Annotated in this window: 26 protein-coding genes; 15 read left to right on the forward strand and 11 right to left on the reverse strand. The window is 69.9% G+C overall.

Annotated features, from left to right (window positions below; translation table 11 throughout):
* Positions 1 to 46 precede the first annotated feature (46 nt).
* From sucC to purH, 6 genes are all read left to right on the forward strand, one after another.
* Positions 47 to 1213 (forward strand): ADP-forming succinate--CoA ligase subunit beta, encoded by a 1167-nt coding sequence (gene sucC / locus ACIO52_RS02260; protein WP_218717104.1) that lies wholly within the window; start codon positions 47 to 49, stop codon positions 1211 to 1213.
* Between the two features lie 11 nt (positions 1214 to 1224).
* On the forward strand, positions 1225 to 2142 hold the full coding sequence (gene sucD / locus ACIO52_RS02265; RefSeq protein ID WP_364411645.1) for a succinate--CoA ligase subunit alpha: 918 nt from the start codon (positions 1225 to 1227) through the stop codon (positions 2140 to 2142).
* Positions 2143 to 2339: 197 nt separating this feature from the next.
* On the forward strand, positions 2340 to 3404 hold the full coding sequence (locus ACIO52_RS02270) for a DUF5336 domain-containing protein (protein WP_402640873.1): 1065 nt from the start codon (positions 2340 to 2342) through the stop codon (positions 3402 to 3404).
* A gap of 111 nt (positions 3405 to 3515) precedes the next feature.
* A complete protein-coding gene (locus ACIO52_RS02275; RefSeq protein ID WP_218717102.1) occupies positions 3516 to 5042 on the forward strand; it encodes a DUF6350 family protein in 1527 nt (508 codons plus the stop codon).
* Positions 5043 to 5098: 56 nt separating this feature from the next.
* Positions 5099 to 5755: a phosphoribosylglycinamide formyltransferase gene (purN, locus tag ACIO52_RS02280; RefSeq protein ID WP_218717119.1), complete on the forward strand. Its 657-nt coding sequence runs from the start codon at positions 5099 to 5101 to the stop codon at positions 5753 to 5755.
* Positions 5752 to 7317 (forward strand): bifunctional phosphoribosylaminoimidazolecarboxamide formyltransferase/IMP cyclohydrolase, encoded by a 1566-nt coding sequence (gene purH, locus ACIO52_RS02285; protein ID WP_218717101.1) that lies wholly within the window; start codon positions 5752 to 5754, stop codon positions 7315 to 7317. Before purN ends, purH begins: the two co-directional genes overlap by 4 nt.
* A 59-nt stretch (positions 7318 to 7376) precedes the next feature.
* Here purH and ACIO52_RS02290 read toward each other — a convergent pair whose 3' ends face one another.
* A complete protein-coding gene (locus tag ACIO52_RS02290; protein WP_342801787.1) occupies positions 7377 to 7820 on the reverse strand; it encodes a hypothetical protein in 444 nt (147 codons plus the stop codon).
* A gap of 213 nt (positions 7821 to 8033) precedes the next feature.
* Between ACIO52_RS02290 and ACIO52_RS02295 the strand changes: the two genes are divergently transcribed.
* Positions 8034 to 8603 carry a LysM peptidoglycan-binding domain-containing protein gene (locus ACIO52_RS02295; protein ID WP_218717099.1) on the forward strand — a complete coding sequence of 190 codons (570 nt, stop codon included), beginning with the start codon at positions 8034 to 8036 and terminating at the stop codon, positions 8601 to 8603.
* A gap of 82 nt (positions 8604 to 8685) precedes the next feature.
* On the opposite strand, the gene rpsR is transcribed toward ACIO52_RS02295, so the two are convergent.
* The 4 genes from rpsR to rpmB form a co-directional block, all read right to left on the reverse strand.
* Entirely contained in the window at positions 8686 to 8943 is a 258-nt protein-coding gene (rpsR, locus tag ACIO52_RS02300; RefSeq protein WP_189025862.1) for a 30S ribosomal protein S18, read from the reverse strand.
* Positions 8944 to 8975: 32 nt separating this feature from the next.
* The gene (rpsN, locus tag ACIO52_RS02305; RefSeq protein ID WP_189025864.1) at positions 8976 to 9281 is read right to left on the reverse strand and encodes a 30S ribosomal protein S14; all 306 of its coding nucleotides are present in this window, start codon (positions 9279 to 9281) and stop codon (positions 8976 to 8978) included.
* A 75-nt stretch (positions 9282 to 9356) separates the two neighbouring features.
* Positions 9357 to 9527, reverse strand: coding sequence for a 50S ribosomal protein L33 (gene rpmG / locus ACIO52_RS02310; protein WP_068914580.1), 171 nt, complete (start codon positions 9525 to 9527; stop codon positions 9357 to 9359).
* An 8-nt stretch (positions 9528 to 9535) separates the two neighbouring features.
* Positions 9536 to 9772 carry a 50S ribosomal protein L28 gene (gene rpmB, locus ACIO52_RS02315; protein WP_019049258.1) on the reverse strand — a complete coding sequence of 79 codons (237 nt, stop codon included), beginning with the start codon at positions 9770 to 9772 and terminating at the stop codon, positions 9536 to 9538.
* A gap of 103 nt (positions 9773 to 9875) precedes the next feature.
* Between rpmB and mrf the strand changes: the two genes are divergently transcribed.
* Genes mrf through rpmF form a run of 3 tightly spaced genes read left to right on the forward strand, consistent with a single transcriptional unit; the run spans position 9876 to position 11617 of the window.
* A complete protein-coding gene (gene mrf / locus ACIO52_RS02320) occupies positions 9876 to 11177 on the forward strand; it encodes a ribosome hibernation factor-recruiting GTPase MRF (RefSeq protein WP_402640880.1) in 1302 nt (433 codons plus the stop codon).
* Positions 11174 to 11440 carry a type B 50S ribosomal protein L31 gene (locus ACIO52_RS02325; RefSeq protein ID WP_218717097.1) on the forward strand — a complete coding sequence of 89 codons (267 nt, stop codon included), beginning with the start codon at positions 11174 to 11176 and terminating at the stop codon, positions 11438 to 11440. The genes mrf and ACIO52_RS02325 overlap by 4 nt, the downstream gene beginning before the upstream one ends.
* 3 nt (positions 11441 to 11443) lie before the next feature.
* The gene (gene rpmF / locus ACIO52_RS02330; protein ID WP_316576100.1) at positions 11444 to 11617 is read left to right on the forward strand and encodes a 50S ribosomal protein L32; all 174 of its coding nucleotides are present in this window, start codon (positions 11444 to 11446) and stop codon (positions 11615 to 11617) included.
* Positions 11618 to 11736: 119 nt separating this feature from the next.
* Here rpmF and ACIO52_RS02335 read toward each other — a convergent pair whose 3' ends face one another.
* The 6 genes from ACIO52_RS02335 to ACIO52_RS02360 form a co-directional block, all read right to left on the reverse strand.
* On the reverse strand, positions 11737 to 11961 hold the full coding sequence (locus ACIO52_RS02335) for a hypothetical protein (RefSeq protein ID WP_218717095.1): 225 nt from the start codon (positions 11959 to 11961) through the stop codon (positions 11737 to 11739).
* Between the two features lie 495 nt (positions 11962 to 12456).
* A complete protein-coding gene (locus tag ACIO52_RS02340) occupies positions 12457 to 13239 on the reverse strand; it encodes a hypothetical protein (RefSeq protein ID WP_316576099.1) in 783 nt (260 codons plus the stop codon).
* Positions 13232 to 13831, reverse strand: a complete 600-nt coding sequence (locus ACIO52_RS02345; RefSeq protein WP_218717093.1) for an ATP/GTP-binding protein — start codon at positions 13829 to 13831, stop codon at positions 13232 to 13234. Before ACIO52_RS02345 ends, ACIO52_RS02340 begins: the two co-directional genes overlap by 8 nt.
* Positions 13832 to 13835: 4 nt before the next feature.
* Positions 13836 to 14207: a DUF742 domain-containing protein gene (locus tag ACIO52_RS02350; RefSeq protein WP_218717092.1), complete on the reverse strand. Its 372-nt coding sequence runs from the start codon at positions 14205 to 14207 to the stop codon at positions 13836 to 13838.
* 6 nt (positions 14208 to 14213) lie between these two features.
* A complete protein-coding gene (locus ACIO52_RS02355) occupies positions 14214 to 14618 on the reverse strand; it encodes a roadblock/LC7 domain-containing protein (protein ID WP_019049250.1) in 405 nt (134 codons plus the stop codon).
* Positions 14615 to 17404: an ATP-binding protein gene (locus ACIO52_RS02360; RefSeq protein WP_402640888.1), complete on the reverse strand. Its 2790-nt coding sequence runs from the start codon at positions 17402 to 17404 to the stop codon at positions 14615 to 14617. The genes ACIO52_RS02355 and ACIO52_RS02360 overlap by 4 nt, the downstream gene beginning before the upstream one ends.
* 244 nt (positions 17405 to 17648) lie before the next feature.
* On the opposite strand from ACIO52_RS02360, the gene ACIO52_RS02365 reads away from it, so the two are divergent.
* The 5 genes from ACIO52_RS02365 to ACIO52_RS02385 all read left to right on the forward strand — a co-directional run bounded on the left by ACIO52_RS02365 (position 17649) and on the right by ACIO52_RS02385 (position 22207).
* The gene (locus ACIO52_RS02365) at positions 17649 to 18335 is read left to right on the forward strand and encodes a response regulator transcription factor (protein WP_189025881.1); all 687 of its coding nucleotides are present in this window, start codon (positions 17649 to 17651) and stop codon (positions 18333 to 18335) included.
* A 9-nt stretch (positions 18336 to 18344) separates the two neighbouring features.
* A complete protein-coding gene (locus tag ACIO52_RS02370; protein ID WP_218717090.1) occupies positions 18345 to 19805 on the forward strand; it encodes a HAMP domain-containing sensor histidine kinase in 1461 nt (486 codons plus the stop codon).
* Positions 19806 to 19900: 95 nt separating this feature from the next.
* The gene (locus ACIO52_RS02375; RefSeq protein WP_402640891.1) at positions 19901 to 21475 is read left to right on the forward strand and encodes a trypsin-like peptidase domain-containing protein; all 1575 of its coding nucleotides are present in this window, start codon (positions 19901 to 19903) and stop codon (positions 21473 to 21475) included.
* Positions 21475 to 22017 (forward strand): molybdenum cofactor biosynthesis protein B, encoded by a 543-nt coding sequence (locus ACIO52_RS02380; RefSeq protein ID WP_218721718.1) that lies wholly within the window; start codon positions 21475 to 21477, stop codon positions 22015 to 22017. The genes ACIO52_RS02375 and ACIO52_RS02380 overlap by 1 nt, the downstream gene beginning before the upstream one ends.
* A 7-nt stretch (positions 22018 to 22024) precedes the next feature.
* Entirely contained in the window at positions 22025 to 22207 is a 183-nt protein-coding gene (locus ACIO52_RS02385; protein ID WP_402640894.1) for a hypothetical protein, read from the forward strand.
* Positions 22208 to 22271 lie beyond the last annotated feature (64 nt).

Consider the following 22271-nt stretch of genomic DNA (forward strand, 5'->3'; position numbering starts at 1 on the left):
GCCAACAAAGACGTTGTCATAGCAACGCAGACGAGACGGTGAGTACATGGATCTCTTCGAATATCAGGCGAAGGAGCTCTTCGTTAAGCACGGAGTGCCTTCGTCCGAGGGTCGTGTTTGCGACACGGCCGAAGAAGCTCGCGCGATTGCCGAGGAAATCGGCAAGCCGGTGATGGTCAAGGCGCAGGTCAAGGTGGGCGGCCGTGGTAAGGCGGGTGGCGTCAAGTACGCCGCCACCCCGGAGGACGCGTTCACGCACGCGCAGAACATTCTCGGCCTGGACATCAAGGGCCACATCGTCAAGAAGCTCCTTGTCGCCGAGGCCAAGGACATCGCGGAGGAGTACTACATCTCCTTCCTGCTCGATCGTTCCAACCGCACCTACCTGGCCATGTGTTCGGTCGAGGGCGGCATGGAGATCGAAGAGGTCGCCGAGAAGACCCCCGAGCGCCTGGCCAAGATCCCGGTGGACGCCGTCAAGGGTGTCGACCTGGCCTTCGCCCGTGAGATCGCCGAGAAGGGCCACCTGCCCGCCGAGGTGCTCGACGCCGCGGCCGTGACCATCCAGAAGCTGTGGGAGGTCTTCACCAAGGAAGACACCACCCTGGTCGAGGTCAACCCGCTGGTGCGTACTCCCGGCGACGAGATCCTCGCCCTGGACGGCAAGGTCACCCTGGACGAGAACGCCGAGTTCCGTCAGCCCGGCCACCTCGAGTTCGCCGACGTCGACGCGACCGACCCGCTCGAGCTCAAGGCCAAGGAGAACGACCTCAACTACGTCAAGCTCGACGGCGAGGTCGGCATCATCGGCAACGGCGCAGGCCTGGTCATGTCGACCCTGGACGTCGTCGCCTACGCCGGCGAGAACCACGGCGGCGTGAAGCCGGCCAACTTCCTCGACATCGGCGGTGGCGCTTCGGCTTCCGTGATGGCCGCCGGCCTGGACGTCATCCTGGGCGACTCGCAGGTCAAGAGCGTGTTCGTCAACGTCTTCGGTGGCATCACCGCGTGCGACGCGGTCGCCAACGGCATCGTGAAGGCGCTGGAGATCCTCGGCGACGCGGCCACCAAGCCGCTGGTCGTCCGTCTCGACGGCAACAACGTCGACGAGGGCCGCAAGATCCTCGCCGAGGCCAACCACCCGCTGGTGACGCTGGCCCAGACCATGGACGAAGGCGCCGACAAGGCTGCCGAACTGGCCGCAGCCAAGTAAGGAACACGAACATGTCCATCTTCCTGAACAAGGACAACAAGGTCATCGTCCAGGGCATCACCGGCGGCGAGGGCACCAAGCACACCGCGCTGATGCTGAAGGCGGGCACCAACGTCGTCGGCGGCGTGAACGCGCGCAAGGCCGGCACCACGGTCACCCACACCGACAAAGACGGCAACGAGATCGAGCTGCCCGTGTTCGCCTCCGTCGCCGAGGCGATCGAGAAGACCGGCGCCGACACCTCCATCGCGTTCGTGCCGCCGGCCTTCTCCAAGGACGCCATCATCGAGGCCATCGACGCGGAGATCCCGCTGCTCGTGGTCATCACCGAGGGCATCCCGGTGCAGGACTCCGCCTACGCGTGGGCCTACAACGTGGAGAAGGGCGAGAAGACCCGCATCATCGGCCCGAACTGCCCCGGCATCATCACCCCCGGCGAGGCGCTGGTCGGCATCACCCCGAACAACATCACCGGCAAGGGCCCGATCGGCCTGGTGTCGAAGTCGGGCACCCTGACCTACCAGATGATGTACGAGCTGCGTGATTTCGGTTTCTCCACCGCGATCGGCATCGGCGGCGACCCGGTCATCGGCACCACCCACATCGACGCCATCGAGGCGTTCGAGAAGGACCCCGAGACCAAGATCATCGTCATGATCGGCGAGATCGGTGGCGACGCCGAAGAGCGCGCCGCGGCCTACATCAAGGCCAACGTGACCAAGCCGGTCGTCGGCTACGTCGCCGGCTTCACCGCGCCCGAGGGCAAGACCATGGGCCACGCCGGCGCCATCGTCTCCAGCGGCGGCGGTACCGCGCAGGCCAAGCAGGAAGCGCTCGAGGCTGCGGGCGTCAAGGTCGGCAAGACGCCGTCCGCGACCGCCGCCCTCGCGCGCGAGATCCTGGAGAAGGCGTCGATCGCCTCCGCCTGATCCCTCGCAACACCGACGAAGGCCGCCTCCAGGTTTGACGGAGGCGGCCTTCGTCGATTCTCCACAGGGCCGTGGTTGTCCACAGCCCGATCGGTAGGTGGTGACCGGGGACGGGACGTGCAGTAGCGTCAGTAACCGGATCAGCACCAGTCAGTTCGACGCGACCGATGCGCACGACTCGACAAGGAGACGACGACATGTCATACCCGACCGGGGGCTCCGGGTACAACGCACCCGCGACACCCGCCGCGCCCAGCCAGGGCCCGAGCACCGGAGCCGCCGCGGCTGCGCCATCGACCGCGGACGGTTCGGAAGGCAAAGGGCTGCCGTTCATTCTGACCGCCGCGACCGCCGGTCTCGGTGTGCTGACCTTCCTGCTCGGCTTCCTGCCGTTCGTCGGCACCAAGCCGGTGACCATCGGTGGCACCACCGTGAGCAGCGACGAGACCGACAGCTTCTTCGCCTACTTCGGCGGCTCGGCCACGCTGTCCATCGTGCTGCTGGCCGGTCTGCTGGCCGGTGTGTCGCTGCTGCCCAAGCAGAAGCTGCTCGGCGCCGCGGCCGCGGCCGCGGTCGCGGGCCTGTTCGGCGTGCTCGCGCTGACCTTCTCGGTGCCCGAGGGCGCCGAGCTGGAGTTCGGTGCCTACATCGTGATCGTGTTCGCGCTGCTCACCGCGGCCGCCGCGATCGTCGCCGTGCTGTTCGAACTGGGCATCATCAAGCCGCCCGCGCCCAAGCCCGCCCAGCCGCAGCAGCAGCCGGGTCAGTACGGCCAGTACGGCCAGCAGCAGGGCTACGGCCAGCAGGGCTACGGCCAGGGCACCGGCCAGCAGCCGTACGGTCAGGCCGGTTACGGCCAGGGCCAGACCGGGGGCCAGTACCCGACCCAGTCGCCGTACGGCCAGCAGAGCCAGCCGTCGGTGCCGCAGCCGTCCTATGGTCAGCCGGGTCAGCCGGCCCAGCAGCCGTCCTACGGGCAGCCGCAGCAGTCGCCGTACGGCCAGCAGTACGGTGCGCCGCAGCAGCAGTCGCCCTACGGTGCCGCGCCGCAGGCGCAGCCGCGCCCGGACGAGAGCGCGACCCAGCACTTCGGCGGGCAGCAGCCCGGCCAGGGTCAGCCCTTCGGCGCGCCGACCTACGGTGGCGGGCAGCAGCCCGGCGCGGCCGCGCCGCAGCAGGGTCAGCCGTTCGGTGGTGAGCAGACCGCCGATCCGGCGGCCGACGCGACCACGGCGTTCCGCCCGAACGAGGACAACAAGTAACCGACGGCCGCCGCGCGTGGCACAGGTTCGGTCGCGAGCCCACAGGTGCGCCTGTGGGCTCGCGGCGCGCCTGACCCGCGCCCGCCGGGGAAGCTGCCACGCTGAATTGTCATGAGCTCCCGTAACGCCCTCGTGCGCCGGACCTCCGGGTCACGCGGTGACGGGGAGGCCACCGCACCGCCGTCCGGGCACGGTCACGAGCCGCCCTGGTGGTCGCTGTCGCCCGAGCGGGCGCGCACCCTGCTGCTGGTCGCCGCCCGGCCGACGATCTGCGGGCTGGCGGCGACGGTCCTGCTCGTCCTGGTGGTCATGGTGACCACCGGCACCGATCTGACCAGCGCGCCCGGCGCGGTCGCGGCGACCTGGCTGGCCGCCCATCAGGTTCCGCTGACCGTCGGCCGGACGACGCTGGGCGTGTTGCCGCTCGTCCCGACCGCGGTCCTGGTCTGGGTGGCCGCCCGCGAATGCGCGCGTGCGGTTCCCCGCCGCCCCACCCCCATCGAACTCGGCTGGCTCACCGGCGCCGTGCTCGCGGGCCCGCTGCTGATGACCGCGGTCTGCCTGGCCGTCACCGGGGACGCCGCGGGGGTCACCCCGCTCGAACCGCCGGGCCCGGTGACCGCGTTCGGCTGGGTCCTCGTGCTCTACCTCGGCGCGGCCGCCGGCGGCATCGTGAGTCGCGCGTGGCCGTCGGTGTACGCGCTGCTGCCGGTGGAGATCCCGGAGTGGGCCGTGCTCGGCGCCCGCGCCGCGCGGCGCACCGTGCTGCGCATGCTCGGCTGCGCCGCACTGGCCACCGCGGTGTCGTTCTTCCTGCATCTGGACCGGCTCGACGGCGCGTACGACCAGGCGCACAACGTCACCGACGTGCTCGGCATGACGCTGTTGTCGCTGCTCTACCTGCCGAATGTGGTGATCGCCGCGGCCGGGATGCTGTGCGGGGCCGCGGTCCAGTTCGGTGCCGGGTCGGTCGGGCTGTTCGACGTCACCGCCGGGCGGGTGCCCGTGCTGCCCGCGCTGATCCCGCTGCCGGAGGGGCCGTCGGCGGGCTGGTGGCCGGTGCTGCTGCTGGTGCCGATCGCGGTGGGTGTGCTGGGCGGCATCGAGCTCGGCCGCACCAGCGACGACCGGCCGGGCGCGCCCTGGGCGACGCTCACCTCCGCCGCGCTGTCCACGCTGACCTTCCTGATGCTCGCGATCCTGGGCGGCGGACAGCTCGGCGCCGTCGGCCGGGTCGGGCTCGACCTGCTGATGCTGGTCGTGCTGATGGTCACCTGGTTCGGCTTCGGCGGTTTCGTCGGCATGTTCTTCGCCCGCCGCTTCCTCGCCCCCGCCGCCCCGGTCCACGACTACGACGACGACCACGACGACTTCGACGAGCACGACGACTACGACGATGATTACGACGACGAGGACGACTACTACTACGACGACGAGGACGACGACGACCACGAGGACGACTACGACGATGACGATTCCGCCGTCGAGGTCGACGCCGAACTGGTCACCGACTTCGACGACGACGTCGAGGTGAGCATCGCCGCGCCCGGCTCGACGGCCGCGCCGACCGACGACATCGTCGACGCGGAGGTCGTCGAGTCGGACCTGCCGGAAGGTGACAAGAGCACCGGTCGTTAAGCTCGACCCGGCGGTATCGCCGATCGCCGCCACCCGACACACGCAGGAGTAGAGCGCTGACGTCCTCGTTTGCCCAGTGGAAGCCCGCAGGGACACCGGCCACCGTCGTCGTCCTCGCCTCGGGCACCGGCTCGCTGCTCAACGCGCTGCTGGCCGCCGCGCGCGAGCCCGGCTATCCCGCCGAGATCGTCGCGGTCGGCGTCGACCGGGTGTGCCAGGCCACCGAACACGCCGAGACCGCGGGGATCGAGCACTTCCGGGTCGCGGTGCGGGATTTCGACGACCGGGCCGCCTGGGATCGCGCGCTGACCGACGCCGTCGACGCCTTCCAGCCCGACCTGGTCGTCTCCGCCGGCTTCATGAAGATCGTCGGTCCCGCGTTCCTCGAACGTTTCGGCGGCCGGTTCATCAACACCCACCCCGCGCTGCTGCCGTCGTTCCCCGGCGCGCACGGGGTGCGTGACGCGCTCGCCTACGGCGCCAAGGTCACCGGCTGCACGGTGCACCTGGTCGACGGTGGCGTCGACACCGGCCCGATCCTCGCGCAGGAGGCGGTCGACGTGCTGCCCGGCGACGACGAGGCCGCCCTGCACGAGCGCATCAAGGTTGTCGAGCGACGGTTGCTGGCGGAGGTCATCGCCGCTGTCGCGACCCGAGGCATTGTCTCCGACGGACGAAAGGCAGAAATTCCAGATGAGCGAGCACGCCGGTGAGTGAACGTAAGGCGATCCGCAGGGCGCTGGTGAGCGTCTACGACAAGACCGGGCTCATCGAGCTGGCCACCGGACTGCACGCCGCGGGCGTGGAGCTGGTGTCGACCGGTTCGACCGCGGGCAAGATCGCCGAGGCGGGCATTCCGGTCACCAAGGTCGAGGACCTGACCGGTTTCCCGGAGACCCTCGACGGCCGGGTCAAGACGCTGCACCCCCGGGTGCACGCGGGCATCCTGGCCGACACCCGCCGCGCGGAGCACGTCGACCAGCTCGCCGAGCTGGGCGTGGAGGCCTTCCAGCTGGTGGTGGTGAACCTCTACCCGTTCACCCAGACCGTGGCCAGCGGCGCGAGCATCGACGAGTGCGTCGAGCAGATCGACATCGGCGGGCCGTCGATGGTGCGTGCCGCCGCCAAGAACCACCCGTCGGTCGGCGTGGTCGTCGACGTCAACGACTACGACGACGTGCTCGCCGCCGTGAAGTCGGGCGGCTTCACCCTCGCCGAGCGGACCGGACTGGCCGCCAAGGCCTTCCAGCACACCGCGAGCTACGACGTCGCCGTCGCGAGCTGGATGGGCTCGGTCGCCGTGCCCGCCGTGCAGCCCGAGACCGAGCAGTTCCCGGGCTGGGTCGCCGGCTCGTGGGAGCGCGCCGCGGTGCTGCGCTACGGCGAGAACCCGCACCAGGCCGCCGCGCTGTACACCAGCAACGACGGCACGGTCGGCATCGCCCAGGCCGAGCAGCTGCACGGCAAGGAGATGTCGTACAACAACTACACCGACGGTGACGCCGCCTGGCGCGCCGCCTACGACTTCGACGAGCCCGCCGTCGCGGTGATCAAGCACGCCAACCCGTGCGGCATCGCCGTGGGCGCCGACATCGCCGAGGCGCACCGCAAGGCCCACGCCACCGACCCGGTCAGCGCCTACGGCGGCGTGATCGCGGCCAACCGCGAGGTCAGCGTGGAGATGGCCGAGCAGGTCGCCGAGATCTTCACCGAGGTGATCGTGGCCCCCGGTTACGCGCCCGGCGCGGTCGAGGTGCTGCAGCGCAAGAAGAACGTGCGCGTGCTGGTGGCCGAGCCGCCGCGGCGCAAGGGCGTGGAGCTGCGTCCGATCAGCGGCGGCGCGCTGCTGCAGGACCGCGACATTCTCGACGCCGCGGGCGACGACCCGGCCAACTGGACCCTGGCTGCGGGCGACCCGGCCGACGCCACCACCCTGGCCGACCTCGAATTCGCTTGGCGCGCTTGCCGGGCCGTGAAGTCGAACGCGATCCTGCTGGCCGACGACGGTGCCGCCGTCGGTGTCGGCATGGGGCAGGTCAACCGGGTCGACTCGTGCAAACTGGCCGTCGAGCGGGCCGGTGAGCGGGCCAAGGGTTCGGTCGCCGCCTCCGACGCGTTCTTCCCGTTCTCCGACGGCCCGCAGATCCTGGTGGCCGCGGGCGTGCGCGCGATCGTGCACCCGGGTGGTTCGATCCGCGACAAGGACACCGTCGAGCTCTGCAAGGAAGCCGGTGTGACCCTGTACCTGACCGGAGCGCGCCACTTCGCGCACTGAGTCACCGCCGGACCCGAACGGGTGCCGTACCGAATCCCTCGGTGCGGCACCCGTTTTCGCTATCCGGCGTCGACCACCTGGCGGCTGCCCAGCGGCGCGGCCAGAACGATCTCCACGGTGCCGAAGACGGCGTTCATGGTGCACATCTTGCCGACCGCGTCGGCGCGGGTGCCCGCGCGCAGGGCGACCGTCACGGCGGTGGCCGACTCGGTGACGGTGACGTCGACGCCGTAGCACTCGGGGTTGCCGGTCTGGAAGTTGACGCCGATCGTGTTGTCGCTCAGGCGCGTCCACGAGGTGAAGGGCAGCGAGTGGGGGTTGACGATGGTGGGGTCGGGGGTGAAGCGATGGCCGAGGCTCGCGTTGCCGTCCTCCGGCCGGACGCTCGTGGTCGTCGAATGAGATTGGGGCGCAGCGTCATCGGAGTCCGAGCAGGCGGTGAGCGGGCTCAGCAGCACGGCCAGGGCGGCCGTGGCGGCGGTGAAACGCGAGGTCGTTCGCATGACGCGAGCCTAGTCGGCGTGGCGCGCGGGCTCGAGCGGGTCGGTGCGGCATTCTAGATGCGGTACTCCTCACAGTGAACTTTCCGCGAACCCTGCGCGTAACTCACCCATTTCGGCTCGGTGGGGACTACATTCGCTTGCGATGCGACGCCGTGGCATACGGCGAGCATCTTCTGTTGGATGCTCTGCAACTGGATCTTCGAAAGGACGAACGTGGGCGACACGCTGCGCGTAGGCGAAGAACTGGGACTGGGACAGTCCCTGACCGGCGGTGCGTACACCCTGGCCCTGCAGCCGGACGGCAACCTCGTGCTGACCGAGCCCGACGGCAACGTCGTGTGGGCCGCACAGACTCATGGGCAGGACGTGCAGCGCGCGGCCCTGCAGCACGACGGCGATTTCGTCATCTACAAGGGTGACGGCTCGCGCGTCTGGGCCACCGACACCAGTGGCAAGAACGTCGAGCGTCTGGTCGTGCAGCCCGACCGCAACGTCGTGCTCTACGGCACCGACGACTCGGTCGCGTGGGCCACCGCCACCAACACCGACAACCCGCTGCCCGCCCCGGCTCCCGAGCCGGAGCCGGTCGCCGCCGCCCCGATCGCCGAAGAGGTCCCGCCGCCGCCGGCCGCGCAGACCTACACGGTCGAGCCGGGCGACACCCTGTGGGCCATCTCCGAGCGCTTCTACGGTGACGGCAACCGCTACCAGGAGATCGCCGCCGCCTCCGGCATCGACAACCCGGATCTGATCAACGCGGGCCAGGTCCTCACCATCCCGTGATGATCTAGTCGCGGCGTTCTTCGCCCCGCACAACGACAGTGGCCCCGAGGCAACAGCTTCGGGGCCACTCTCGCGCGTGGACCTACTTGGTGGTGGTGAAGGGCAGCAGCGCCATCTCGCGCGCGTTCTTCACCGCGACGGCGACCTGACGCTGCTGCTGCGGGGTCAGGCCGGTCACCCGGCGGCTGCGGATCTTGCCGCGATCGGAGATGAAGGTGCGCAGCAGGTTGACGTCTTTGTAGTCGACGACTTCGATGCCCGCGGCGATCAACGGGTTCTTCTTCGGCTTACGGCCCTGCTCGGCGCGTGCCTTCTTGGACGGTGCTCGCTTCACTGCCATGCGATGTTCCTTCTCACGAGATCAGTGGGTGTCTACCAGCTCGATTTGTGGACCCCAGGGAGCTCGCCCCGGTGGGCCATCTCGCGCACACGAACACGGGAGAGGCCGAACTTCCGGAGATGGCCGCGTGGCCGGCCATCGGCTGCATCCCGATTGCGCAATCGTACCGGACTGGCATCGCGGGGCTGGTTGCGCAGTTCGGCCTGCGCGGCGGCGCGCTCGGCGTCGCCGGTTCCCGGCTTGCGGATGAGCTCCTTGAGCTCGGCGCGCCGGGCGGCGTAGCGCTCGACGATCGCGCGGCGCTGCTCGTTGCGGGCGATCTTGGACTTCTTCGCCATATCTATCGGCTCCCTTCCCTGGGCCTACCTGGTTACGCTGCGCTGCCGCTTCCGGCCCCTGAGCTCAGGGGAGCGTCAGCGCTCCTCGCGGAAGTCGACGTGCTTGCGCACGACGGGGTCGTATTTGCGCAGGACCAGCCGGTCGGGGTCGTTGCGGCGGTTCTTGCGGGTGACGTAGGTGAAGCCGGTACCCGCGGTGGACTTGAGTTTGACGATGGGTCGGATATCGGTCGACTTCGAGGCCATGGGTGCTCCTAAATCTTGTCGCCCCGGGCACGGATGCGGGCCACCACGGCCTCGATCCCGTCCCGGTCGATGGTCTTGATGCCCTTGGCGGAGACCGTCAGCGTGATGCGGCGGCCCTCGCTGGGCAGGTAGTAGGTCTTGCGCTGGATGTTGGGGTTCCAGCGCCGGTTGGTGCGCCGGTGTGAATGCGAGACGGCTTTTCCGAAGCCGGGCTTGCGTCCGGTGACCTGGCAGTGGGCCGACATGCGACCTCCCTCCATGGAGATGACAACCATTTTCGACAACAGTTATTCCGCACTGTACCGTTGGGGTAACGTAAATGAAAATCGTTATCGAAAGGGGTATCGGGTGCTGGACCAGTCCGACCGGAGAACGCCCGTCGTGCTGTTGGCCGGCTTCTCCGGACCTGCCATGACCGGCGTCGAGCACATCGCGGCGACACTGAGCGCGGACGCGGGCACGGTGGTGGTGCACCACGACCTCGCCGACCTGCGCGAAGGCGTCGTGCGGCGCACGGTGCGCACCGCGGGCACCGTCACGACCACCGTGCTGGAACTCGCGCACGGCTGCGTCTCGTGCACGCTGCGCGCCGATCTGCTGCCGATGCTGTGCACGCTCGCCGCCCGCGCGCACGTGCGTCGCATCGTGCTCGCGCTCGACCCGGCCATCGAGGCCGAGGCGCTGTGCCACGCGATCGACACGGTCGAGGTGACCGGAGTGGCGGACCGGGTCGACGGTCCCGCGAGCCGCAACGTGCGGATCGAGGCCACCCTGACCTGCCTGGACGGACAGCAGTGGCTCGCCGACGCCACCGGCGACGAGGTGCTGGCCGACCGCGGGCTCGCCGCGGCCGACGACGAGCGCACCGTCGCGCAGGTGGCCGTCGGTCAGGTCGACTTCGCCGACGCGCTGGTGGTGCTGGCCACCGAGGTCGACGCGCTCGAGCGCGAACGGCTCGGCGCCGTCCTCGGCAGGCTGGCGCCCGCCGCGCCGGTCGCCTGGCTCGACGAACTCCCGGCCTTCGACGCGGTCGAGATCGGCGCGCTGCTGACCCGAATCCCGGCCGACGCGCGCCGCGGCCGGATCTTCGACGCTCACGCGCCGCTGCTGCGCGGTCAGCCGCCGCTGACCACCGACTGCGGCGTCTCGCTCATCGAGTTCGCCGCGCGCAGGCCGTTCCATCCGGGCCGCCTGCACGACGCGCTGGACGTGCTGTTCGACGGCGTGGTCACCGCGCGCGGCCGGGTCTGGCTGGCCACCCAGCCCGACCAGGTGGTGTGGCTGGAATCGGCGGGTGGTGGTCTGCGCGTGGGCGGCGCCGGTCGCTGGCTCGCGGCGATGGACGCCGAGGAACAGGCCTCGGCCGACCCCGACCGCCGGGCGATGGCCGCGCTGCGCTGGGACGAGCGGTTCGGCGATCGCGATGTGTCGCTGGTGATCCTGGCCCACGACGCCGACCCGGCCGAGATCCGGCACGCGCTGCACTGGGCGCTGGTCGAGGACGACGAGCTGCTGCTGGTCGACCGGGCGCCGGAACGAGTCGCGTTGTGGGAGGACCCCTTCGGCGACTGGCACGAAGACCCCTGCGCCGATCCGTCCGAGGCCGCGGCCACGGCGGGCGAGCGCACCGAGAGAGGAGAAACGTCATGAAAGCGGGTATCCACCCCGACTACCACCCGGTGGTCTTCGAGGATTCGAGCACCGGCAAGCGGTTCCTGACCCGGTCGACCTCGACCAGCGATCGCACCGTCGAGTGGACCGACGGCAACACCTATCCGCTGCTGATGGTCGACGTCACCTCGGATTCGCATCCGTTCTGGACCGGCACCCATCGCAACCTCGACACCCAGGGCCGGGTGGAGAAATTCGAGCGCAAGTACGGAAAGCGCTCGCGCGCGGGCAAGGAGGGCTGAGCCGTGGCCGTACCGAAGCGCAGGATGTCGCGGTCCAACACCCGCAGCAGGCGTTCGCAGTGGAAAGCCGCCGTTCCGCAGCTGGTTCCGGTCACCGTCGGGGGTGTCGAGTACCGGGTGCCGCGTCGTATCGTAGGGGCGGTGCGGAAGGGTCTGATCGACCCGTCGCGGATCTAGATCCGCCCGCACGGGGAGTTCGAGAGCTGGTTCGGAGGGGACAACCCGGATCGGGGATCGGACAACAGCAACGGCCTGCCGGGAAATATCCCGACAGGCCGTTGTCGGCCGCCCGGGATTCAGCCCTCGCGCTCGGCCAGTTCGGCCAGGGCCGCGGCGAGCTGGAAGAACTTGTTGCTGCCGAGATCGGCGATGGTCTTGATCTTCAGGGCCTCGAGCAGCTGCTTGTCGTGCGCCTCGGTCAGGCCGGCCAGGGCCGACGGCGGCGCGGCGAGGATTTCCTTCAGCGTCTTGTTCTCGTATGCCTTGTCGAGAACTTTGTCGAGCACCACGTTGACGGCCATGCGAACTCCTTCGAACGAACCTTGGATGTGCTGGGCGAGACGAATGCGCCCTGGCCGACGATAACCCGCTGAAGGCGCTGGTGGGGGCCGAACGCGCCGTCCGCGACCGGTTCTTCGACCGGTGCTGTCCAGGGGGCTTTCCGTGAGGACGTTATGCCTGTTCAGCGCCCTATGGGCGGGTTCGGGGCAATCGCTCGGTTAACGATGTGACGCATGCCACTTGGCGTGAGCAGGGCTAACGGCTTGCCCGGCGATTGCTGGCGGGCACATAACCGACTCTTGGTTTGTTTTGTGGCACAGGAAAATTCCCCAGCGACTGATGCGGAGTCCTTGGCGGGTATGTACTCTCGTGCGGGAGGGCGGGTTCTCCGGTTAAGGAGAACCCGCTCATCGCCACTTCAGGGGCGGTTTTCGGGCCGGATGTGGCTCGCCGCGAGGGATTTCGCGAGCGGGGCGCTGGTCCACAAATTTTCCGACAAACCGGACGTTAGCTGGTCACCGGGCGGTGACGGTGCGCGCCTCGCGCTGACGTTCGGCCGCGTCTCGCCGATCCGGCGCGATCAGCACCGCGGTGATGGGCACCGTCAGACCGAGCGCGCCGAGCACGAACATCGGGAACACCAGGTCGAACGGCGTGAGGCCGCCCGGCGTCCGGCTGCCCGGATCGATCGTGAACTCCAGTGCGGCGACCGCGGTGTAGTACACCGCGGCGACCCCGAGCGCGAACAGTGTCGAGGCCGCGACCCGCACCAGGACCAGCCGCACGACCTGGAAGGCCCACAGGGTCGCGATGCACAGCGCCATCGACGCCAGCACAGCGACGCCGATCAGGCCCAGCGACTCGTCCACGGTGCCCTGCACCGCGAGCGCGTCCAGGGTCAGGTAGGTCGACAGGCCGACACTGAGGCCCATCGTCAGCCCGCCGACGATCAGCCGCGGCAACTGCGGGGTCCGGCCCGCGATCAGCAGACCGGCCAGCACGCCGACGACCGCGGTGGCCGCCGCCGCCGCGCCGAGCGCGGCGTTGTACCGCAACGTGGTGTCGTGCACCGTGATGCCGAGCAGCGCCACCGAATTGGCCAGCCACAGTCCGACTCCGCCGAGCGAGACCGCCGCCATCGTCAGCCAGAGCAGGCGGAACCGCAGGGAGTACTTCGCGTGCCGCACACAGGCGAACGCCACCAGCGCGCCCAGGATCGACAGATCGAACGCGAGCCAGGCGATGCCGGTGCCGCGGCCGAACGTTTCCGCACCGGTCGCGGCGAGCACCTCAACCACGCCGGCCGGCCTCCTCGAACTGCTGCGGCTCGAGCTGCGCGATGGCGTACTCGGTGACCGCGGCCAGCGCCTGCCTGACCTCGACCGCGTTGCGCGCGTCGATGTCGACGATCGGGATGCCCTCGCGCACCGAGAGCGCTTCGCGCAGTTCGGCGATCGGGAAGCGCGGGGCATTCGGGAAGCGGTTCACCGCGATCAGGAACGGCAGGCCGCGCGCCTCGAAGAAGTCGACCGCGGCGAAACTGTCCTCCAGCCTGCGGGTGTCGATCAGCACCACCGCGCCGATGGCGCCGCGGATCAGGTCGTCCCACATGAACCAGAACCGCTTCTGGCCCGGGGTGCCGAACAGGTACAGCACCAGGTTGCCCGGCAGCACGATGCGGCCGAAGTCCATGGCGACGGTGGTCGTCTCCTTCTCCGGCGTCTCGGCGAGATCGTCGATCCCGTCGGAGAAGTGGGTCACCATCGCCTCGGTGCGCAGCGGAACGATCTCCGATACCGCACCGACGAAAGTCGTCTTACCCGCCCCGAATCCACCGGCCACGACGATCTTGGTCGACGCGACCCGCTGATCGGGGTTCGGGGGGCGCATGCCCTCAGAGGCCACGGAGTCCACGCAAAGTCCTCTCCATCAGTGATCGGCGTTCGTCATAGCTCGCCTGCTCGGTCAGCGTCGAATGCACTCGAAGAATCCCGCCGACTACGAGATCGCCGATCATCACCCGGACCATACCCAGTGGGCGTCCGAGGTATGCAGCTATTTCCGCGACCGAGAGCCGATGTGTGCCCAGTCGCATGATTTCGGTGCGCAGATCCCCTGCGGGCCATTCCATATGTGCGGTGTAGGAGACCGTTTCCACCACTGCCTCCAGCGGCAGCGAGATCGCGGGCTCGGTCCGGCCTGAGGTCAGAGCGTAGGGCCTGACCCGGGTCGTCGGCCGGTTTTCTGATCCGTACGGGCTCGACATCTCACCTCAGCCGGCGGAGCGGGCGGTGGCGGTGACCGCCGAGCCCACCCGGTCGACGAGCAACGCCATCTCGTAGCCGATGCGGCCGATGTCGTGGCTCTTGTTGGCCAGAACCGCCAGGTGCGAGCCGTTTCCGACACTCATCACCAGCAGGTACCCGCGCTGCATCTCGACGATCGATTGCATCACCTTGCCGCCGTCGAACAGATGCGCCGCACCCATCGATAGACTGGCCAACCCCGCCGTCACGGCGGCCAGCTGCTCGGCCCGATCCGACGGCAGGTGCGGGCTGGTCGCCTGCAGCAGGCCGTCCGCCGACACCAGCACCGCGTGCGAGACGCCGGGCACATCCCGGGTGAAGCGGGCGACCAGCCAATTCAGATTCTCGTCCGTGGGGTGCGCGTTGCTCATTCGAGGCCTCCGTCGTTGTACTGGATCTCGGCACGGCCACTGCGGACGCCGCTGAGATGTCTGGTCAAGTTGTTGCGGATCTCCTCGGGATCGCGAGCACCCGCCTCCTCGGCGGGGGCGAGACCACCGGGGACCAACTGAGCGCCCGGTTTACGGATCGGCAGGCCACCGACGGTGCGCGACGATGTCGGTGGATTGCCCGCGCTGGCCGCTGCCGACCAGCCCGCGTCTCCGGGGGAACTCCATGATGCGCCGTTGCCGCCGGATTCGGCAGTGGCGGAAGCGGGTTCGACGAGCCATTCCGAGACCATCCGCTGATAGATGGGGGTCGGAGCCTCACCGGGCACCGGCTGCAGCCGGGTACTCGTGGTCGGCATCGGGTCCGCCTCGGCGACCGGCGCGGGCGCGGGCTCGGGCGTTCGTTCCGGCTCGGGCAGACGGGGCACCTGCCGCGTCTCGGTGAGTTCGCTGAGCGCGGAGGCGGGAACACGTTGCGGTAGTCCGATCGCCCTGGTCGCCGAGTCGCTCGCCGGGGCGGGCGCCGGGACCGGCAGGTCGTCGGTGTCGTGCTCGTGCTCGGCCCACAGCCCGGTCGGCTCCTGGGGCTCGGGCTCGACGGGTTCGGGCGGCTGGCCGTTGAGCGGACGACGCTGCGGCAGTCCGGCACCGGTCAGCGGCACCGACGGCGGCTCGGCGTCCCCGCCGGGACCGAAGCCGGTCGGCACGAGCGGATTCGGGCCGGTCGGCACCAGCGGATTCGGGCCGGCCGGCACCGGCACCACGAGCGGCTGCGGGCCGGTCGGCGACAGGATCGGGTTGGGGCCGGTGATGTCGGCGGGGGTCAGCGCGTGCGGGCCGATGGCCGAGGGTGCCAGGGCGTGCGAGCCGGTCGACACGATCGGGTTGGGGCCGGTCGGCGGACCCGACACCGCGGGCGGCGGCGAGACCAGCGCGCTGGGCAGGTGCACGCTCGCGGTGATGCCCGGCTGCGGCGCCTGGGTGGAGGTGCGCCGCAGGCTGACGGTGATGGTGTGCCGCTTTGCGAGCCTGCCGACGACGAAAAGACCCATCCGGCGGGCGGTCTCGATGGTGACCTCACCACCGGAGGCGAGCCGGTCGTTGGTCGTCTGCAGGTCGTCGGCGGACATGCCGAGACCACGGTCGGTGATCTCGATCAGGTAGCCGCCGTCGACCGCGCGGCCGACGATGACCGCCACCGAGGTACTCGGCGGGGAGTAGCGCAGCGCGTTGTCGATGAGCTCGGCGAGCAGATGCTCGATGTCGACCGCGGACTCACCGGCGACGACACCGTCGGGCACGTTGCCGATCTCGACCCGCTGGTAGTCCTCCACCTGGGAGACCGCGCTCCAGAGCATGTCCGACAGCGGCACCGGCGGCAGGTGACCGCGGCGCAGCACGGTACCGGCGAGCACGAGCAGGTTGTCGCCGTTGCGGCGCATGCGGGTGGCGAGGTGGTCGAGCCGGAACAGCGTCTGCAGGCGCGAGGGGTTGTCCTCGTCGTGCTCGAGTTCCTCGATGAGCGCGAGCTGCTGCTCGACCAGCGACTGGCTGCGCCGCGACAGCGTCTCGAACATGTTGCCGATCTGCAGCCGCAGCCGGGCCTGATCGGCGGCCAGATTCAGCGCCTGCTCGTGGATCTCGTCGACGGCGCGTGCGAGCTGGCCGATCTCGTCGGTGGAATGCACGCCCACCGGCGCGATCTCCGGGGTCGCGCCACCGCTGCGGACGACCGCGAGCTCGTCGGGCAGCTTCACGTGCGCGACCTCGAGCGCGTCCCGCCGCAGCCTGCGCACCGGGACGACCAGCGTGCGGGCCACCGCGAGGGCCAGCGCCAGGCCGGCCAGCAGCATGCCGAGCACCAGGGTGGTCTCGCGCAGCGCGCCGGTCTGGGCGTTGGCGGTGTTCGTCTCGAGTGTGTGATCGATGTTGTCGAGCAGGGTGGCCAGGCTCGACGCGTAGGTGTCGGCGCTGACCTGCAGGGTGTTGAGGACCGCGGCGTTGCTGGTCGGGTCGCCGCTGTTCTGGCTGAGCACGCTCATCCTGGTCTGGACGGCGTCCATCATCGCGGCCCTGCTGCCCGCCTTCTCCGGCATGATCATGGCGTAGGTCATGATCGTGGTCATCTCGGAGCCGAGCTCGACCAGCATCCGCGCCCGGGCGCTCTGGCTGCGGCCCGCGTCGGGGGAGACGACCAGCAGGCGCTGGTGGGTGAGGATCCGGCGCGCCTGGTGCAGCGCGGTCAGCTGCAGGAAGTAGCGCTGGACGACGAAGTCCTCGACGTTGGGGGTCTGGGCGAGCGCGTTGGCGATTCGCTCGGCGATCTCGTCGGACTGCTCACCGACCATCGCCGGGGAGCCGCCGCGCACGGTGTTGCGCAGGGTGGCGCCGGTCGCGGTGGCCGCGGTGAGCTCGGTCTGAATGGTCGGCGAGAGCCGGGCCGAGCGCATGGCGCTCTGTACCTCGGCCAGCGCCTGGTCGTAGGTGGTGAGCGCCGCGTCGGTCTGTGGGTCGGCGATCGCACCCCAGTTGGCCGTCGCCGCGACCGCGAGTTGTTCGGTGGCGGTGGCGAATTTGACGACGGGGCGGATGACGGTGGCTTGTTCGGTGGCGGCACTGAGCTGCGTCATCATTTGCAGCTCGTTGTTGATCCGGAGCACGGCGAACGTGGTCGCCAGCATCACCGGCAGCACCAGCACCACACCGACCTTGCGCGTAACCGACCAGTTCGACAGGCTGAATTGCCAGGAGCGCGATGCAGGTTCCATCCGCGTGCGTTGCCTCTGCTTCCACGTGAGACCCCGGCCCGCGCGGGGAGGTCGCGGAGCGATGCGAGCGCAGAACCAACTGGAGGTCTTCTTTTACCGCAGGAAAGATACCCGGCTGGGTGGTCAACGGCAATCCGGACCACACGGTCTGCAATTCGCCGAATATGCGCTGGCACATCGCGACCGCCACGCGGGGGCGTGCCCCTCTCAGTACGTTCTCAGTCGATCACGGCAAACTGAGCACATGCGCATTCTGGTAGTCGACGACGATCGCGCCGTGCGGGAATCACTGCGTCGGTCGCTGAGCTTCAACGGCTACACCGTCGACCTGGCGGTGGACGGCATGGACGCGTTGGAGAAAGTCACCGCGGCCAGGCCCGATGCCCTGGTTCTCGATGTGATGATGCCCAGACTGGACGGGCTCGAAGTGTGCCGCCGGCTGCGCAGCACCGGCGACGATCTGCCGATTCTGGTATTGACCGCCCGCGATTCGGTCTCCGAACGGGTGGCGGGCCTCGACGCGGGCGCCGACGATTATTTGCCGAAGCCTTTCGCGTTGGAGGAATTGCTGGCGCGTTTACGCGCGTTGCTGCGCAGGCGCGCACCCGACCCGGGCGAGGCATCGGAAGCGATGGTGTTCGCTGATCTGTCGCTGGATCCGGTGACCAGAGAGGTCTCGCGCGGCGAACGCGCCATCAGCCTCACCCGCACCGAGTTCTCCTTGCTCGAGATGTTGATGGCCAATCCCCGTCGCGTGCTCACCCGCGGCCGCATCCTCGAAGAGGTCTGGGGCTACGACTTTCCCACCTCGGGAAATGCGCTGGAGGTCTACATCGGCTATTTGCGGCGCAAGACCGAGGCCGACGGCGAGGAACGCTTGATCCACACGGTGCGCGGCGTCGGGTACGTGCTGCGCGAGACCCCTCCGTAGGCGGCCGCCATGGCACCCAAGGAACCCGCTGTCGCCGTCCTGCGACTCCCGCCGGACGCGGGGGAGATGCGCCCACCCATGCCGCTTACCCGCTCGGTGTCGCTGCGCTGGCGGGTGACGTTGCTGGCCGCCTCGGTGGTGCTGATCGCCGTCGCGGTCACCTCCATCGCGGCCTACGCGATGGTGGCGCGCGCGCTCTACGCCGACGTCGACGCCCAGCTCGAGGCCCGCGCGGCCACGATGATCAACAACAACTTCGAGACGCTGGGCTTCCAGTCGATCGTGCTGGCCGGGTTGTTCTCCAATGACGTCGGCGTCGCGCTGATCTACGCCGACCACAAGCCGTACATGCCGCCGCAGCAGACGATCCCGCCGGTCGGCGCGCAGGAGCTCGCGGTCGCCGACGGCAAGATCAACTCGTCGCTGCGCACCGTCGGTGACCAGCGCGTACTCGCCGCGCGCACGCACAGCGGCGCGACGCTGATCATCTCCCAGAAGCTCTACCGCACCCGGGAGGTGCTCGACCGGCTGGCGTGGCTGCTGTTCGTTGTCGGCGCCTGCGGCGTCGTGCTCGCCGCCGCGGCGGGCACCGCGGTGGGCCGCACCGGCCTGCGCCCGATCGCCCGGCTGACCGCCGCGACCGAGCGGGTCGCCCGCACCGACGACCTCACCCCGATCCCGGTCACCGGTGACGACGAACTGGCCAGGCTCACCGAGAGTTTCAACACGATGCTGCGGGCGCTGGCCGAATCCCGGGATCGTCAGCGCAGGCTCGTCGCCGACGCCGGCCACGAATTGCGCACTCCGCTCACCTCGCTGCGCACCAATATGGAGCTGCTCATCGCCTCGGGCAGGCCGGGCGCGCCCCGGCTGCCCGACGAGGACATGGCCGAGCTGCGCGCGGACGTGGTCGCCCAGATCGAGGAGCTCTCGACGCTGGTCGGCGACCTGGTCGACCTGGCCCGCGAGGACGCGCCCGAAACCGTCTACGAGCGGGTGGATCTCGGCGAGGTGGCCGAGCGCGCGCTCGAGCGTGCGCGGCGCAGGCGCACCGGCATCACCTTCACCGCCGAACTGCGCCCGTGGTTCGTCTACGGGCACGAGGCGGGCCTGGAACGCGCCGTGCTCAACGTGCTCGACAACGCGGCCAAGTGGAGTCCCGGCGACGCCGAGGTCAGGATCACCATGCGCCCGGCCGGACCCGGGCTGCTCGAACTGGCCGTCGCCGACGCCGGTCCCGGCATCCCCAGCGGCGAACGCGAGCTGGTGTTCGAGCGCTTCTACCGGACCACGGCCTCGCGCTCGATGCCGGGATCCGGGCTGGGCCTGGCGATCGTCAAGCAGGTGGTCACCAAGCACGGTGGCACGATCGCGATCGACACCTCCGACCGCGGCGGCGCCCTGGTCCGGATCGTGTTGCCCGGTGAGGCCCCCGCGATCCCGGACGAAGCCGAGCCCGGCTCGGTGTGATCGGCCGCGGAGTCTCGGCGAACTGACGGGGCGATCTCAGCCGCCTCTCAGTACCCGTCACGAAGCTGGACAGCAAGCGTGAGGAGACAGACACCATGACCGACGATCCCCAGCAGCGACCTGCTGACCAGCCCGCCGACCCCGGACCGGGCAGCGCGGATCATCCCGCCGAGGCGAGGTTCCCGGGCCATGGCCCGGCGCCTGCGGACCAGGGGCCCGCGGCCGGCGCACCGTATCCGGGGCAGCAGGCGCCGTACCCCGGCCCCGCCCAGCACGCCGGCTCGGCACCGGCCTCCGGCCAGGCACAGTCCGGCGGCGGCCATCCCTACGGCCCGGTGCCGCCCCACGCTCCCGAGCAGCCGTACGGCGCCGCGCCCTCCCACAGCGCCGAGCAGCCGTACGGCGCGGCACAGCCGCCCTACGGGTCGGCCGAGTCGCACGGCACGGCACCGCTGCCGGGCGTGTCCGCTTACGGCGCGCCGCAAGGCCACCAGGCGCCGGGGCAGCCGCCGTTCGGCACGCAGTCCGGCCCGTTCGCCGCCGCGCCTGCGCAGGCGCCGCAGCGCAAGCCGCTGCGGCTCGGACTCGTCGCGGGGGCGACGGCGTTGGCGCTGGTCAGCGGCGGTGTCGGCGGTGTGGTCGGCGTGCTGGCCACCGGCTCGGACCGAGCGCCGGTGACCAACGCGCTCGACGCTCCCAAACCCGCGGTCAACAACGTCGCCAACGCCCCCGCGGGCTCCACCCAGGCGGTAGCTCAGCGAGTGCTGCCCAGCGTCGTGATGATCAAAGTCGCCGGGGCGCGCGCCTCCGGGGAGGGCTCGGGCGTCGTGTTGTCCACCGACGGCCTGATCCTCACCAACAACCACGTCGCCGCCGGCGCGGGCGCCTCGGCGAAGATGGAGGTGGTGTTCAGCGACGGCAGCACCGCGCCCGCCACCATGATCGGCGCCGATCCGGTCTCGGATCTGGCCGTCATCAAGGTCAGCGGCAAGAGCGGGCTGACCCCGATCGAACTGGGCACTTCCGACGGCCTCGCGGTCGGTCAGCCGGTGATCGCGATCGGCTCGCCGCTGGGTCTGGCGGGCACCGTCACCACCGGCATCGTCTCCGCGCTCAACCGCCCGGTCTCGACCAGCGGTGAGGGCACCCCCAGCCAGGTCAACCCGGTGATCGACGCGATCCAGACCGACGCGGCGATCAACCCGGGCAACTCCGGCGGCGCGCTGGTCGACGGTCAGGGCAAGCTGATCGGCATCAACACCGCCATCGCCAGCCTCGGCGGCGAGGCCGCGGGCGGCGCGCAGAGCGGATCGATCGGCCTCGGCTTCGCGATCCCGGTGGATCAGGCCCGCCGGGTCGCCGACGAACTGATCAAGACCGGCCACGCCACCTATGCCCAGATCGGCATCAAGCTGCGGCCGCAGGACACCGCGGCCCGGGTACTCGAGGTCACCCCGGACGGTCCGGCCGCCAAGGCGGGCGTGCCCGCGGGCGCGGTCGTCACCCGGCTCGACGATCGGCCGATCGACTCCGGCGACGCGCTGATCGCGGCGGTGCGCTCGCATCAGCCGGGCGACAAGGTCGAGCTCACCTACACCGACGAGCAGGGTGGCAACGCCAAGACGGTCGAGGTCACCCTCACCGGCGCGGCGGCGGAGGGTGGCCGATGATGCGTTCGAACGCGGCGCTGTCGTGCGTAGGCGCTACGGTGATGAGCATGGACATCGATGCTCCCGTGGCAGGGCGTGCACTGGTTGTTGTCGTCGACGATCGGACGGCGCATGGCGGCGTGGATTCGTTCGGCCCGCTCGTCACCGAACTGCTCAGCGAGGCCGGCTTCCTCGTCGACGCCTCGGTGACGGTGCAGGCGGAAGAGGTCGAGATCCGCAACGCGCTCAATACCGCGGTGATCGGCGGCGTCGACCTGGTGATCTCGGTCGGTGGCACCGGTATGTCGCCGCGCGATGTCACCCCCGAGGCCACCGCGCAGGTGCTCGACCGGGAACTGCCCGGCATCACCGAGGCACTGCGGGCCTCGGGCCGGGTGGCGGGTTCGCTGGACGCTGGGCTGTCGCGCGGTGTCGCGGGCATCTCCGGCAGCACCCTGGTCGTGAACCTGCCGGGTACCCGCTCCGCCATCCGCGACGGCATGGCGACGCTGGGTCCGCTCGCGAGCCGGGTGATCGACGAGCTCTCCGGTTTGGACGAGTGAGGACACGATGACGTCGTCGGACAGCACGTCGCCGCAGGACCAGGAGGCCCTCCACCGCAAGGCCGCCGAGGCCGCGCGTCTGGCCCGCATCTTCGGTGACGTGCTGCCCGAAACCACCGGCGACGAGCGCGGCGGGCGTTCGGATAACGACGAATGGTTACGTTCGCAGGTGCCACCGCACCACGGGTGACCGTACCGTTATCTACGTAGCCGCTACGTAATAGGCGCTCACCGAAATGTCGTTTTCGGTGTGA

The organism is Nocardia sp. NPDC087230 (genome assembly GCF_044744725.1).
Classification (GTDB): domain Bacteria; phylum Actinomycetota; class Actinomycetes; order Mycobacteriales; family Mycobacteriaceae; genus Nocardia; species Nocardia canadensis.

Excerpts from the sequence above, each read along its gene's own strand:
- sucC (WP_218717104.1), top strand. The coding sequence starts at position 47 with ATGGATCTCTTCGAATATCAGGCGAAGGAGCTCTTCGTTAAGCACGGA.
- sucD (WP_364411645.1), top strand. The coding sequence starts at position 1,225 with ATGTCCATCTTCCTGAACAAGGACAACAAGGTCATCGTCCAGGGCATC.
- ACIO52_RS02270 (WP_402640873.1), top strand. The coding sequence starts at position 2,340 with ATGTCATACCCGACCGGGGGCTCCGGGTACAACGCACCCGCGACACCC.
- ACIO52_RS02275 (WP_218717102.1), top strand. The coding sequence starts at position 3,516 with ATGAGCTCCCGTAACGCCCTCGTGCGCCGGACCTCCGGGTCACGCGGT.
- ACIO52_RS02290 (WP_342801787.1), bottom strand. The coding sequence starts at position 7,820 with ATGCGAACGACCTCGCGTTTCACCGCCGCCACGGCCGCCCTGGCCGTG.
- rpsR (WP_189025862.1), bottom strand. The coding sequence starts at position 8,943 with ATGGCAGTGAAGCGAGCACCGTCCAAGAAGGCACGCGCCGAGCAGGGC.
- rpsN (WP_189025864.1), bottom strand. The coding sequence starts at position 9,281 with ATGGCGAAGAAGTCCAAGATCGCCCGCAACGAGCAGCGCCGCGCGATC.
- rpmG (WP_068914580.1), bottom strand. The coding sequence starts at position 9,527 with ATGGCCTCGAAGTCGACCGATATCCGACCCATCGTCAAACTCAAGTCC.
- rpmB (WP_019049258.1), bottom strand. The coding sequence starts at position 9,772 with ATGTCGGCCCACTGCCAGGTCACCGGACGCAAGCCCGGCTTCGGAAAA.
- ACIO52_RS02325 (WP_218717097.1), top strand. The coding sequence starts at position 11,174 with ATGAAAGCGGGTATCCACCCCGACTACCACCCGGTGGTCTTCGAGGAT.
- ACIO52_RS02335 (WP_218717095.1), bottom strand. The coding sequence starts at position 11,961 with ATGGCCGTCAACGTGGTGCTCGACAAAGTTCTCGACAAGGCATACGAG.
- ACIO52_RS02345 (WP_218717093.1), bottom strand. The coding sequence starts at position 13,831 with ATGCGCCCCCCGAACCCCGATCAGCGGGTCGCGTCGACCAAGATCGTC.
- ACIO52_RS02350 (WP_218717092.1), bottom strand. The coding sequence starts at position 14,207 with ATGTCGAGCCCGTACGGATCAGAAAACCGGCCGACGACCCGGGTCAGG.
- ACIO52_RS02355 (WP_019049250.1), bottom strand. The coding sequence starts at position 14,618 with ATGAGCAACGCGCACCCCACGGACGAGAATCTGAATTGGCTGGTCGCC.
- ACIO52_RS02360 (WP_402640888.1), bottom strand. The coding sequence starts at position 17,404 with ATGGAACCTGCATCGCGCTCCTGGCAATTCAGCCTGTCGAACTGGTCG.
- ACIO52_RS02365 (WP_189025881.1), top strand. The coding sequence starts at position 17,649 with ATGCGCATTCTGGTAGTCGACGACGATCGCGCCGTGCGGGAATCACTG.
- ACIO52_RS02370 (WP_218717090.1), top strand. The coding sequence starts at position 18,345 with ATGGCACCCAAGGAACCCGCTGTCGCCGTCCTGCGACTCCCGCCGGAC.
- ACIO52_RS02375 (WP_402640891.1), top strand. The coding sequence starts at position 19,901 with ATGACCGACGATCCCCAGCAGCGACCTGCTGACCAGCCCGCCGACCCC.
- ACIO52_RS02380 (WP_218721718.1), top strand. The coding sequence starts at position 21,475 with ATGCGTTCGAACGCGGCGCTGTCGTGCGTAGGCGCTACGGTGATGAGC.
- ACIO52_RS02385 (WP_402640894.1), top strand. The coding sequence starts at position 22,025 with ATGACGTCGTCGGACAGCACGTCGCCGCAGGACCAGGAGGCCCTCCAC.